This is a genomic window from Jannaschia pagri, from assembly GCF_019655435.1.
Classification (GTDB): domain Bacteria; phylum Pseudomonadota; class Alphaproteobacteria; order Rhodobacterales; family Rhodobacteraceae; genus Jannaschia; species Jannaschia pagri.
Window position 1 is genome coordinate 132,495 of record NZ_BPFH01000007.1, and the last position, 11,779, is coordinate 144,273.

The window sequence follows — 11,779 nt, forward strand, 5'->3', positions numbered from 1 at the left end:
GGCTGGAGGCTGCGGGGATTGCCGCGCGCTTCGGTTCCGTGCCGTTGACTGCACAGCTAGACGTCATGGCCACCAAATGGCCCGACGTTTTAGGAGCCGTCGACGATGTCGAACGCACCGGGGGCGGATCAGCGTATATTGCTCGCAAGGAAAGGGATGCCGAGTGATCCGCGCGCTTCTCATCTTGCTCCTATCCGCGCTCCCCGCGCTGGCCCAAGCCCCGGATGCCGGTCCGTGGTCCGGGCGCTTCGCCGAGTGCGTCCACGGGATGGACGCGCCGGCCCATATGCGTGCCTGTATTGGGCAGGCCGCGCGGCTGTGCATGGATGAGACCGAAGGCGGCCACACGACCATCGGACAGACCGGCTGCCAGGCCATGGAAAAGGGCCTTTGGGACGATCTGCTCAATTCCGACTGGCCGGAGCATCGCAGATGGGCCGAAGCCGCCGATGCCGCGGAGCGGGAGGTCTTTGGGGACACTTTCTCCAAACGGGCCGAAGCCCTGCGGTCCGCGCAACGGGCCTGGATCGCCTTTCGCGATGCGGAGTGCGGGCTGGCCTATGCGCTATGGGGCTCCGGCTCCATGCGCAACATCGCGGCCTCGGCCTGCGAGATGCAGATGACCGCGGAACGGGTGATTGACCTGCGGGAGATGTCGGAGGGGATGCGATGATACGCCTTGGACTTGTTCTTAGTCTGCTGGCCACGGCTTCCCCCGCCCAGGAGATCGACCCTGATCCCTATCGTGCACTGTGGTCCGACTGTGCGGCCAGTGGGGCCGAGGCTTGTACGGGGCAAGCGGCTGCCGCATGTACCGAGGCTGAGACGGCCATGGGGGGCGGTTCCTGGGCCGAGGTCGCGTGCCTCGGGCTGGAAACCGACCTTTGGCTGGACCGGATCGCGGCGGATAGCCGTGCGCTGGCTCTGCGTGCCTTGGCCGAAGACCAGTCCCGCGCGGCGCTCGACGGTCCGGCGGTGACAGGGATCGCGGCCTCCTTTGCCACGGCGCAGGCGCTTTGGCAGATGCATCGTGATGCCGATTGCGTGCTGACAGGGGTGCGGTCAGGCTCCGGCATGGCCGCCACGGTGGCGCAGGCTCGGTGCACCCTTGCGGAGACGGCGGCGCGGGCGCGCTGGCTCCGCGCTTGGCTCAACGAAGGACCTTAAGGATGACTGGACCCGCTGAGGTGACCCCATGAAGCTGACCTCCTCCCTGATCGCCACCTCAGACCAGGCGCGCGCCAATCGGGCCGCGCACGAGGCCGCCCTGGCCGAGGTCCGTGCCGCCGCCGAACACGCAGCACTGGGCGGCGGCGAGCGGTCGCGTGCCCGACATTTGTCACGGGGCAAACTGCTGCCTCGTGATCGGGTGGCGGGCCTGCTGGACCCCGGCTCTCCGTTTCTGGAGGTGGGGGTCTTCGCGGGCCACGACATGTACGATGGGGCCGCGCCCGGTGGAGGGGCCATCGCGGGCGTAGGGCGGGTCCACGGGCGCGACGTCATGGTTGTCTGCAACGATGCCACGGTGAAGGGCGGCACCTACTATCCGATCACCGTCAAAAAACACCTGCGCGCCCAAGAGATCGCAGAGGAATGCCATCTGCCCTGCGTTTATCTGGTGGACTCCGGTGGGGCCAATCTGCCCAACCAGGATGAGGTCTTCCCCGACCGCGACCACTTCGGGCGCATCTTCTACAATCAGGCGCGGATGTCCGCGAAGGGCATCGCTCAGATTGCGGTCGTCATGGGGTCTTGCACGGCGGGCGGCGCCTATGTCCCGGCCATGTCCGACGTCTCGATCATCGTGCGCGAGCAGGGGACGATTTTCCTCGCCGGGCCACCGCTGGTCAAAGCCGCAACTGGGGAGGTCGTGACGGCCGAGGATCTGGGTGGCGGCGATGTGCATACGCGGTTGTCTGGCGTCGCGGACTACCTGGCCGAGGACGATACCCATGCGCTGGCCCTGGCGCGGGAGGCTGTCCGTAACGTGCAGACGTGCTGCGCGCCCGCGTTTACTGAGACGACCTTCGACGCGCCCGCCTACGACCCGGAGGAGTTGTTCGACGTCGTCCCCGGAGACTTGCGCACCCCCTATGACATCCGGGAAGTGATCGCACGGCTGGTCGATGGCTCTCGGTTTGATGAGTTCAAAGCCCGATTTGGCGAGACCCTGGTGACCGGTTTTGCCGAGGTGCAGGGCATCCACGTTGGGATCGTCGCCAACAATGGGGTCTTGTTCTCCGAGGCGGCGCAGAAGGGCGCGCATTTCGTGGAACTCTGCTCCCAACGGAAGATCCCTCTGGTGTTCTTGCAGAACATCACGGGTTTTATGGTCGGACGCCGGTATGAGAACGAGGGCATCGCCCGCCATGGGGCCAAGATGGTGACGGCTGTCGCGTCGACCTCAGTGCCCAAAATTACTATGCTGGTGGGCGGCAGCTTTGGCGCGGGCAACTACGGCATGGCCGGTCGCGCGTACCAACCGCGCTTCCTCTGGACCTGGCCCAATTCGCGTATCTCGGTCATGGGCGGCGCCCAAGCGGCGGGTGTTCTGGCCACGGTCAAGCGAGATGCTCTGGAGCGGGCTGGGGAGACCTGGAGCGCCGAGGACGAAGCCGCCTTCAAACGCCCCACGGAAGAGATGTTCGAGCGCCAGTCGCACCCACTCTATGCGAGCGCCCGCCTTTGGGACGACGGGATCATCGACCCCCGCAAGTCACGCGACGTGCTGGGCCTGTCGCTCCGCGCGGCGATGAATGCCCCCATCGAAGAGACACGCTTCGGCGTGTTTAGGATGTGACGAGCGGTCCCGCAGGGATCGGAGGCGCCAGTGGCGCGTCCGAAGCGAGGAACCGTCGGGCGCAAGCCCGTCGGCGGATGCGGAGCATACGAAGCGGTCCCGCAGGGATCGGAGGCGCCAGTGGCGCGTCCGACGCGAGGAAGCGGCAGGCGCAAGCCCGTCGGCGGATGCGGAGCAGACGAAGCGGTCCCGCAGGGATCGGAGGCGCCAGTGGCGCGTCTGACGCGAGGAACCGTCGGGCACAAGCCTGTCGGCGGATGCGGAGCATACGAAGCGGTCCCGCAGGGATCGGAGGCGCCAGCGGCGCGTCTGACGCGAGGAACCGGCAGGCGCGAGCCTGTCGGCAAATGCCAAGTGAGCGGTACGACCGAGGTCCTCTGCTTGCCTTAGAGAACCACCCCGATCGGAGGTTTTGAGACGATGCCGTCCCTTCAAGAGATCATCGACGCGAACCCCGATGCCGAGACCTTCCGGTTTGGCGACACCCAGGTGCTCTGTGATGAGATCCTGGCGCTCGTTCGAAGCGGGCGGAAGACCGCGACCTGCGAAGCGATGCGTGTCTATGGCGACGGGGGCGATGCCTTCCCTGAGGTTGGCCGCCGAGACATCGCGCTGGAGTGGGACGGGCGCCCCGCCGTCATGGTCGAAACCACCGAGGTGACCATCCGCCGCTGGCACGACATGGATGCCGCCTTCGTCGCCGCCCAGGGCGAGTTCCGTGATTTGGCCCATTGGCAGACGGGCTACCGCGCGTACTTCGAGCGCACGGGCGGGTGGTCGGATGACATTGAAATCATGTGCGAACGGTTCCGTGTCGTGACGGACTACGCTGCTCAGGGGGCCTGATGTTTCAGAAAATCCTTATTGCAAACCGTGGTGAGATTGCCTGTCGAGTCATCGACACCTGCCGTCTGCTGGGTGTGCGAACGGTGGCGGTGTACTCGGACGTGGATGCCCAGGCACGGCACGTTGTGATGGCCGATGAAGCGGTTTCCCTGGGGGGGGCGGCCCCGGCGGACAGCTATCTGCGGGGCGACGCCATCATCGCGGCCGCGCTGCAAACAGGCGCGCAGGCGATCCATCCCGGTTACGGATTTCTGTCTGAAAACCCCGCGTTCGTTGAGTTGGTCGAGGCGGCAGGGCTCACGTTTATCGGACCATCTGCCCAGGCAATCCGGGCCATGGGCCTGAAGGATGCCGCCAAGGACCTGATGGAGACGGCGGGTGTCCCCGTTGTGCCGGGGTATCAGGGGGACAATCAGGATCCGGCGTACCTGGCCGAGCGGGCTGCGGGCATCGGCTATCCGGTCCTGATCAAGGCTGTCGCCGGGGGTGGCGGCAAGGGGATGCGCAAGGTCGATACGCCTGAGGCCTTCGGGGACGCTTTGGATGCCGCAGTGTCAGAGGCGCAAAAGGCCTTTGGCAACGGCCATGTGTTGATCGAAAAGTGGGTGACCACGCCCCGCCATATCGAAGTGCAGGTCTTCGGCGATGGCACCCGCGCGGTGCATCTGTTCGAGCGTGATTGCTCGCTCCAACGGCGCCACCAGAAGGTCATCGAAGAGGCCCCTGCGCCGGGCATGACCGAGGAGATGCGTGCGGCCATGGGGGCCGCCGCCGTGCGCGCGGCCGAGGCCATTGGCTATGCCGGCGCGGGCACCGTGGAGTTTATCGTGGACGGCTCCGACGGGCTGCGCGCGGACCGCTTCTACTTCATGGAGATGAACACGCGCCTTCAGGTGGAACACCCGGTGACAGAGGCGATCACAGGTGTGGATCTGGTCGAATGGCAATTGCGCGTAGCCTCAGGCGAGGCGCTGCCAGCGGCGCAGGAGGATCTGACGCTCACGGGTCACGCCTTTGAGGCGCGTCTCTATGCGGAGGATGTGCCCGCCGGGTTTCTCCCTGCCACGGGGCGGTTGACCCACCTGGCCTTCCCGGATGGCGCCCGGGCCGACACGGGCGTGCGACCGGGTGATGTGATTAGCCCGTGGTATGACCCGATGATTGCGAAGGTCATCGTCCATGGCCCGACGCGGTCCACGGCCCTTTTGCAATTGGAGCGGGCGCTGGCATCGACACAGGTGGCGGGCACGGTGACGAACCTGTCCTTTCTGCGCAAACTGTCGCGGCAAGCTGAGTTCGTGGCCGGTGACGTCGACACCGGTCTGATTGAGCGTGACTTGGACGCGCTGGCGGCGGCCCCGGTGCCTTGCAGCCGGGCGCGGTCCCTCGCGGCGCTGGGCGCGCTGGGTCTCGACAGGGCGCAGCCGGCAGAGGGGCTGCATCTCTGGGCGCCACTTGGGTGGACGCAGGTCCTGATGCTTGGGGAGGAGACGGTGTCGGTCCGGGTGGAGGCCCTCGGGGCCGGGCGGTTTCGGTGTGCCGTGGGTGAGGCGATCCATGACGTGCGCCGCAACGACGGCTGGGTCATCGACGGCACCCGCATTCCTGCCGAAATCGCACGTGAACCAGGCGCCGTGCATGTGTTCTGGGGGAATGTGTATTCGTTCGGCATTCCAGACCCATTGGCCGTCGCCGCCGAGGCTGGCGGGGCCTCTGGTGTGGTAGAGGCGCCCATGCCCGGCCTGGTGAAGGCGGTCTTTGTCGAGGCCGGGGCGGAGGTCAGTGCAGGGGACCGTCTGGCCGTTCTGGAAGCGATGAAAATGGAGCACACGCTGGTGGCGCCCCGTGACGGGCGCGTCGAGGAGGTTCTGGTGGCGGCTGGCGCTCAGGTCGAAGCGGGCGCGGCCCTCGTGCGGATGGACGAAGCGTGAGCGGGGGTGACGGCATATTTTTGGAACATCGAAAGGGGGAGGCGCGCCCATGGTTAATGAAGGGTTGAGCGAGCTTGGGCCAATCCTGCTGCACCATGTGCCCCAGAGCCGCTCTCAACGGGTGCTGTGGTTGCTGCATGAACTGGGCATCCCGTTTGATGTGCGTGTCTGGCCGTTTGACAAGACCTTGCGCGGGCCTGAATTCCTGGCATTGAACCCGGCGGGGCGGGTGCCTGCGCTCGAAATGGATGGGCGCAGCCTGTGGGAGACGGGCGCGATCATTGAGGTGCTGTGCGAGCGCACGGGACGGCTGGGTCGTGCGGCGGACCATAGGGAGCGGGCGGATTGGCTGATCTGGGTGCATTTTAGCGAAACGATCAGTCAGCATGCTGCCGCCCTGACCCAGCAGCACGTGGCCCTGCGGGAAGAGTGGATGCGCTCGCCCACCATCATGAAGCTGGAGGCGGCGCGGGTGGGGAAATGCTTCGATGCCCTTGAGGCGCGCCTCAAGGGAGATTGGTTGCTCACTGAGTTCTCGGCTGCGGATGTGGCCGTGGGACAGGCCGTTTTGATGGCGCGTCGGTTTCACATGGTGGGAGAACGCCCCCGGATGGCGGCTTGGATGTCGCGGTTGGAGGCTCGGCCCGCCTACCGCGCCGCCTGCGATGAGGGGCAAGGGCTCTATGCCCAGGACTTCTACGAGGTGCCCCATGTCTGAGGCCGTTGAGATCTTTGAGGTGGGGCCGCGGGACGGGTTGCAGAACGAAGCCCGTACGATTCCTGCGGCTGAGAAGATTGCTCTGGTCGATCTGCTCAGCCGTGCGGGATTTCGCCGGATCGAAGTGGCGAGTTTCGTCAGCCCGAAATGGGTGCCGCAGATGGCGGATGGGGCCGAGGTTCTGGCTGGGCTCACGCGGGCGCCGGGGGTGCGCTATGCGGCGCTGGCCCCTAACCTGCGCGGATACCAGGGGGCTGTGGCGGCGGGGGCCGATGAGGTGGCGATCTTTGCCTCGGCCTCAGAAGGATTCTCCCAGGCCAATCTGAATGCGACCATCGACGAAAGTCTGGCGCGGTTTGTGCCGGTGATTGAGGCGGCCCGCGCAGATGGGGTGCTGGTCCGGGGCTATGTTTCTTGCGTCACGGTTTGCCCGTTCGACGGGGCGGTGCCGCCGGGGGATGTTGCGCGGGTCGTCGCGGCGTTGCGGGACTTTGGCTGCTACGAGGTGTCGCTAGGCGATACCATCGGACGGGGCACGCCCGAGGCCGTGGATGGGATGCTGGGCGCGGTGTTGGACGAGATGCCAGCCGCGCAGCTTGCCGGGCATTTCCATGACACGGCCGGGCGGGCATTGGAGAATGTCGATGTGGCCCTGGCGCGGGGTCTGCGGGTGTTTGACGCCGCAGTCGGCGGGCTGGGCGGGTGCCCCTATGCGCCAGGTGCATCGGGGAACGTGGCGACCGAGGCGGTCCTGGCCCATCTGGAGGCTGCTGGGTTCGAGACGGGGCTGGATGCTGAGATCGTGGCGCAGGCCGGGCGATTGGCACAATCCATGCGGACGGGCTGACATGGACATCTACAGGGCGGCCGAACGGCTTATGACCATGGACGATCGCGCTTGGCTGCGCCATGCGAACCCTTGGTCCGGTTGGACGCGGTTCACGGGGCTTCCGCTCCTGGTTTTGGCCATTTGGAGCCGGGTTTGGGTGGGGTGGTGGTCCCTCCTGCCAGTTGCCTTGGCTGTCGCTTGGATTTGGCTCAACCCACGCGTCTTTGGGCCGCCGAAAGTCTTCGACCATTGGATGACGCGGGCCGTTTTGGGAGAGCGGATCTTTCTCACCCACAGGGACGGGATCGCGGCCCACCACCTCAGGGCCGCGCATGTTTTGACGTGGCTATCCTTGCCGGGGCTCTGCCTGATGGGGATTGGTCTTGGGCTATTGTGGTGGGAGGGGGCGGTCTTTGGTACCATCCTCACGATGCTGCCAAAGGTTTGGTTTTGTGACCGCATGGTCTGGATTCACGACGATTGGGTGCGCGCTGGCCGTGCGGTGCCCGGGAGGGAGAGCGCATGACCTATGAGACGCTAGGGGTGGACCGTGATCCGCGCGGTGTTGTCACTGTGACGCTGAAGCGCCCGGAGGTGCATAACGCGCTGTCGGCGCGCATGATGGATGAACTGACGGAGCTTGCGGTGCAATTGTCGGGCGACGATAGCCGCGCCGTGATCCTGACCGGTGAGGGGGCGTCGTTTTGCGCAGGCGGTGACCTGGGATGGATGCGCAATCAGTTCGGCGCCCCGTCAGAGGTGCGCGCGCGGGAGGGACGGCGCTTGGCTGGGATGTTGCAGGCGCTCAATACGCTGGACAAACCACTTATCGGCCGCGTTCAAGGAAATGCCTTTGGGGGTGGCGTGGGCCTCTGTTGCGTCTGTGACGTGACCGTTGGCGTCGAGGGGGCGCTGTTCGGGTTGACCGAGACGCGGCTTGGTCTGATCCCAGCCACGATTGGGCCTTACGTGATCGCCCGGATTGGTGAGGGGATGGCCAGGCGGGTGTTCATGTCGTCCCGGCGGTTTGGGGCGCCCGAGGCCGTGACGCTCGGGGTGTTGGCCCATGCGGTGCCAGAGGCCGATTTGGACGCTGCGGTCGAGGCGGAGGTGCGGCCCTATCTGTCCTGCGCACCCGGAGCGGTTGCCGAGGCAAAACGGTTGGCGCGCAGCTTGGGACCGGTGATTGACCAGACAGTGATTGAGGAGACCATTGCGGCGCTGTCCAAGCGCTGGGCCTCGGATGAGGCGGTCGAGGGCATTGGCGCCTTCTTCGACAAGCGGAAATCTAGCTGGGTGACGTAGCACCGCCTCGCCGACCAGGGTTACAATCATCTCAACCGTCTGGGCGTTATTGGCCCCTTGGCCCAAGCTCTGTGCCCGTTGGGGCCTTGATAGGCGGTCGGCAGGGCACTGCCCATAGGGACAGCCATGCTTGTGTCGTGGCTGCGGTGAGCTAATCTTCGCCCAATCCTCGATAGAAGGTTTGCAGGCTATGATTTCCAGACGTGTCTTTTCGACCTCAATAGCGGCGGTCGCCTTGACCGGTTGCGCCGGGACCGGGCCCGCGACGTCCGTCGCGCCTGTGGCGCGATCCACTGATCCTGATCTGGTGCCGCGCACCACGCCCGGTTGGTCCGCCTGGGTTGACCGCTTCAAGGCCCGGGCTGGCGCCCAGGGGTTGCGTGCGGATGTGGTCGAGACGGCCTTTCGGGGGCAAGGCTTCGTCCCTGGTGTCATTGCTCGGGACCGCAATCAGACCGAATTCACTCGGTCATTTGAGGATTACTTGGCCATCGTCGCCTCCCCCAAACGGGTCGAGGCAGGGCGAGCGGCCTTTGCCGAGCAGCGGGGACGGCTGCGTGCCATCGAGGATCGCTATGGCGTGCCGGCCCAGATCGTGGCCGCCATCTGGGGCGTCGAGAGCAACTTTGGCGCCCGGAGAGGGTCGATTCCGGTGATTTCGTCCACGTCCACCTTGGCCTTCGATGGGCGGCGCGGGGAGTTCTTTGAAAAGCAGCTGGTTGCGGCGCTCAAGATCCTCCAGACCGGCGACACCACGCCCCGCCAGCTTGTCGGCAGCTGGGCGGGCGCCATGGGACACACGCAGTTTATCCCGACCAGTTACCAAGCCTATGCGGTTGATTTTACCGGCGATGGCCGACGTGACATCTGGTCGGACGATCCGTCCGACGCATTGGCCTCCACGGCGGCCTATTTGTCCCGGTCCGGTTGGCAAACCGGCGCCTCTTGGGCGGTAGAAGACGCGGGCGGCAACCTTCAGCCGGATGCCGGGGGACCGGTGTTCCGGACGGGGCCGAACTTCCGCGCGATCAAGCGCTACAACAATTCGGACAACTATGCGCTCGGCGTCGGATACCTGGCCGACCGGATCGCAGGTGGGGGTCCGCTGAGGCAGGAGTTCGGGCCAGACCGCTTTGGCCTCCGCCTGTCCCAACGGCAGGAGTTGCAGCGCAGGTTGACCGCGGCTGGTTTTGACACCGATGGCGCCGATGGGGTCATCGGGCCCAAAAGTCGCGCGGCCATCGAGGCATACCAGCGGTCGCGCGGGTTGCCTGTCACCGGCGATCCGTCGTTGGAGTTGCTGCGGAGCCTGTGACGTCCCGGGCCGTTGACGCCTGGACGGGCCAAGCCTAAAACCCGCCCAACGACCAACCCCGGAGAGCCGAGCCATGTCCGACATGCTGATGGAATACCTGCCGATCCTGATCTTTCTCGGTGTGGCCATTGGCCTGGGTCTGGTGCTGATCCTGGCGGCGGTGGTGGTTGCCGTGCGCGCGCCGGACCCGGAAAAGGTGTCGGCCTATGAATGTGGCTTCAACGCCTTCGACGATGCGCGGATGAAGTTCGACGTGCGGTTCTACCTGGTTTCGATCCTGTTCATCATCTTCGATCTGGAAATTGCGTTCCTGTTCCCCTGGGCCGTCAGCTTTGCGGGTCTGTCGGACGCCGCGTTCTGGTCGATGATGGCATTCTTGGCCGTCCTGACGGTTGGTTTCGCTTACGAATGGAAAAAGGGCGCGTTGGAGTGGGAATAACGTCCCGCGAGGGATCGCTCACTCTATTCGTCTGACCGGGGCGGAGGCGTAAAGACCATAGGCGGTTTCGCGTCCTCCAACTTGGCTCGGATCATGTCGGTCAGTTGCGACAGCGTTCGGGCCTGGTCTTCGTTGACATCCAAAGCCTGCCACGCGGCGTCAAAGACCTTTGAGGCCTCTGCCAAGACGGCTTCTCCGTAAGGCAGCAACGACAACAAGATCCGCCGCTCGTCCTCGGGGTCGCGCGTCCGCTCGATCAGGCCGAAGCTGCTCATCTTTTTGACCATCGGTGACAGGGTGTTGGGTTCGACACCCACATGCTGCGCGAGTTTGCCGAGGGGCATCGCGCCCCCTGCGTGCAACGCCTGCAGGGCGAGAAACTTTTGATAGGTAAATCCAGTCTCGCCAAACGAGGCCTGAAAGTAGCGGCCGAGCGCGTGATGCAAGGCATAGACATTCGCGACCAAAGCGCGGTCCGTGGTATCAGGTGGAGGTGTGTCACTGGCCATGGCGCTCCACGATATGGTCGAGGTTTCGGAAAAGAAAGGCTTGACCCAATTTGTATCGTATACGAATAGTTCGTATACGAATTAAATTCAAAAGGAGATCCCCATGACGATGCTGTCTCGACGTGCCTTTGGTCTTTCCCTTGCCGCCGGGGGCGTTGTCCTCGGCGCCGCTGCGACGCCCCTCTTTGCGCAGACGTCGACCGCTCTGCCGCCAGCCGTCGCGGGGGCGTCTTTGGGGGCTTATCGGATCACGGCCATTCTTGACGGGATCGTGCCCCTCGGGCGTCCGTTCTTCCAGGGTGGCGAAGAGGTTGATGCTTTCCTCGCGAGCGAGGGGTTGGGGCCAGAGGCTTTGCCTGCGCCGATCTCGGCGTTTTTGCTGCAATCGGCGGACCGCACGATCTTGATCGATGCTGGTATGGGCGATGTCGAAGCCTTTGGGCCCGGCTTCGGTCGCTTGACCGCAGGTCTGGCGGCACTGGGTGTCGAGGCGTCTGACGTGGATACGGTTATCCTAACCCATGCTCACCCGGACCATCTGGGCGGTCTCGTCTTGGCGGGCGTTCCAGCCTTTCCAAACGCGGAGCTTGTGCTGAGCGAGGCTGAGTCGGCGTTTTGGACAGATGCCGCGATGCAGGCGGCGGCGCCCGCCGAGGCGCAGGGCCTGTTCCAATTGGCTGCGGGCACGCTGCAAGCCTACGGCACGCGGGTGACCCTGGTGCAGGACGGCGCCGAGGTTGCGCCGGGCGTGACGCTCCATGTGTCGCCTGGCCATACGCCCGGTCACGGCATTCTGCTGATCGACGGCGGTGACCGGCAGATGATGATGATCGCGGACACCGTCCATAGCGCGGACCTCCATACGGCTTTGCCGGAAACCGGGTTCGGTTTCGACGTGGACACGGCCCTCGCTATCCAGTCTCGCCTGCGCCTGTTCGACGAAATCGCCAGCGATAAGATCCTGGTCACCGGCAGTCACCTGCATTTCCCTGGCTTCGGTCGCATCCTCCCGGCGGGGGATGCCTATCGTTTCGTCCCTGCAACGCTGGGTTAAACGCGGCCCGGGTCCCGGTGCGGCTGCGTTTCA

At 65.2% G+C, this 11,779-nt stretch carries 13 protein-coding genes; 12 read left to right on the top strand and 1 reads right to left on the bottom strand.

Going from position 1 to position 11,779, the window contains the following annotated elements:
* Nucleotides 1–163 precede the first annotated feature (163 nt).
* The 11 genes from K5R33_RS16695 (at nt 164) to K5R33_RS16745 (ending at nt 10,183) form a co-directional block, all read left to right on the top strand.
* Nucleotides 164–673 carry a lysozyme inhibitor LprI family protein gene (locus K5R33_RS16695; protein ID WP_220750221.1) on the top strand — a complete coding sequence of 170 codons (510 nt, stop codon included), beginning with the start codon at nt 164–166 and terminating at the stop codon, nt 671–673.
* Nucleotides 670–1,167: a lysozyme inhibitor LprI family protein gene (locus tag K5R33_RS16700; protein WP_220750222.1), complete on the top strand. Its 498-nt coding sequence runs from the start codon at nt 670–672 to the stop codon at nt 1,165–1,167. Before K5R33_RS16695 ends, K5R33_RS16700 begins: the two co-directional genes overlap by 4 nt.
* 28 nt (nt 1,168–1,195) lie before the next feature.
* Entirely contained in the window at nt 1,196–2,800 is a 1,605-nt protein-coding gene (locus tag K5R33_RS16705; protein ID WP_220750223.1) for a carboxyl transferase domain-containing protein, read from the top strand.
* 420 nt (nt 2,801–3,220) lie between these two features.
* Entirely contained in the window at nt 3,221–3,646 is a 426-nt protein-coding gene (locus tag K5R33_RS16710; RefSeq protein ID WP_220750224.1) for an ASCH domain-containing protein, read from the top strand.
* Nucleotides 3,646–5,577: an acetyl-CoA carboxylase biotin carboxylase subunit gene (locus K5R33_RS16715; RefSeq protein ID WP_220750225.1), complete on the top strand. Its 1,932-nt coding sequence runs from the start codon at nt 3,646–3,648 to the stop codon at nt 5,575–5,577. Before K5R33_RS16710 ends, K5R33_RS16715 begins: the two co-directional genes overlap by 1 nt.
* Before the next feature lie 49 nt (nt 5,578–5,626).
* Nucleotides 5,627–6,295: a glutathione S-transferase family protein gene (locus K5R33_RS16720; protein ID WP_220750226.1), complete on the top strand. Its 669-nt coding sequence runs from the start codon at nt 5,627–5,629 to the stop codon at nt 6,293–6,295.
* Nucleotides 6,288–7,142, top strand: a complete 855-nt coding sequence (locus tag K5R33_RS16725; RefSeq protein ID WP_220750227.1) for a hydroxymethylglutaryl-CoA lyase — start codon at nt 6,288–6,290, stop codon at nt 7,140–7,142. Before K5R33_RS16720 ends, K5R33_RS16725 begins: the two co-directional genes overlap by 8 nt.
* A gap of 1 nt (nt 7,143) precedes the next feature.
* Complete coding sequence (locus K5R33_RS16730) at nt 7,144–7,650, top strand: DUF6653 family protein (protein WP_220750228.1); 507 nt, start codon at nt 7,144–7,146, stop codon at nt 7,648–7,650.
* The gene (locus tag K5R33_RS16735; protein WP_220750229.1) at nt 7,647–8,429 is read left to right on the top strand and encodes a crotonase/enoyl-CoA hydratase family protein; all 783 of its coding nucleotides are present in this window, start codon (nt 7,647–7,649) and stop codon (nt 8,427–8,429) included. The genes K5R33_RS16730 and K5R33_RS16735 overlap by 4 nt, the downstream gene beginning before the upstream one ends.
* A 190-nt stretch (nt 8,430–8,619) precedes the next feature.
* A complete protein-coding gene (locus K5R33_RS16740) occupies nt 8,620–9,744 on the top strand; it encodes a lytic murein transglycosylase (protein WP_220750230.1) in 1,125 nt (374 codons plus the stop codon).
* A 73-nt stretch (nt 9,745–9,817) separates the two neighbouring features.
* Nucleotides 9,818–10,183 (top strand): NADH-quinone oxidoreductase subunit A, encoded by a 366-nt coding sequence (locus tag K5R33_RS16745; RefSeq protein ID WP_220750231.1) that lies wholly within the window; start codon nt 9,818–9,820, stop codon nt 10,181–10,183.
* 23 nt (nt 10,184–10,206) lie between these two features.
* Here the strand turns inward: K5R33_RS16745 and K5R33_RS16750 are convergent, their stop codons facing one another.
* Nucleotides 10,207–10,692, bottom strand: coding sequence for a MarR family winged helix-turn-helix transcriptional regulator (locus K5R33_RS16750; protein WP_220750232.1), 486 nt, complete (start codon nt 10,690–10,692; stop codon nt 10,207–10,209).
* Nucleotides 10,693–10,795: 103 nt separating this feature from the next.
* On the opposite strand from K5R33_RS16750, the gene K5R33_RS16755 reads away from it, so the two are divergent.
* The gene (locus tag K5R33_RS16755; RefSeq protein WP_220750233.1) at nt 10,796–11,746 is read left to right on the top strand and encodes an MBL fold metallo-hydrolase; all 951 of its coding nucleotides are present in this window, start codon (nt 10,796–10,798) and stop codon (nt 11,744–11,746) included.
* The last annotated feature ends 33 nt before the right edge of the window (nt 11,747–11,779 follow it).

Excerpts from the sequence above, each read along its gene's own strand:
- K5R33_RS16700 (WP_220750222.1), top strand. The coding sequence starts at position 670 with ATGATACGCCTTGGACTTGTTCTTAGTCTGCTGGCCACGGCTTCCCCC.
- K5R33_RS16705 (WP_220750223.1), top strand. The coding sequence starts at position 1,196 with ATGAAGCTGACCTCCTCCCTGATCGCCACCTCAGACCAGGCGCGCGCC.
- K5R33_RS16710 (WP_220750224.1), top strand. The coding sequence starts at position 3,221 with ATGCCGTCCCTTCAAGAGATCATCGACGCGAACCCCGATGCCGAGACC.
- K5R33_RS16715 (WP_220750225.1), top strand. The coding sequence starts at position 3,646 with ATGTTTCAGAAAATCCTTATTGCAAACCGTGGTGAGATTGCCTGTCGA.
- K5R33_RS16720 (WP_220750226.1), top strand. The coding sequence starts at position 5,627 with ATGGTTAATGAAGGGTTGAGCGAGCTTGGGCCAATCCTGCTGCACCAT.
- K5R33_RS16725 (WP_220750227.1), top strand. The coding sequence starts at position 6,288 with ATGTCTGAGGCCGTTGAGATCTTTGAGGTGGGGCCGCGGGACGGGTTG.
- K5R33_RS16730 (WP_220750228.1), top strand. The coding sequence starts at position 7,144 with ATGGACATCTACAGGGCGGCCGAACGGCTTATGACCATGGACGATCGC.
- K5R33_RS16735 (WP_220750229.1), top strand. The coding sequence starts at position 7,647 with ATGACCTATGAGACGCTAGGGGTGGACCGTGATCCGCGCGGTGTTGTC.
- K5R33_RS16740 (WP_220750230.1), top strand. The coding sequence starts at position 8,620 with ATGATTTCCAGACGTGTCTTTTCGACCTCAATAGCGGCGGTCGCCTTG.
- K5R33_RS16745 (WP_220750231.1), top strand. The coding sequence starts at position 9,818 with ATGTCCGACATGCTGATGGAATACCTGCCGATCCTGATCTTTCTCGGT.
- K5R33_RS16750 (WP_220750232.1), bottom strand. The coding sequence starts at position 10,692 with ATGGCCAGTGACACACCTCCACCTGATACCACGGACCGCGCTTTGGTC.
- K5R33_RS16755 (WP_220750233.1), top strand. The coding sequence starts at position 10,796 with ATGACGATGCTGTCTCGACGTGCCTTTGGTCTTTCCCTTGCCGCCGGG.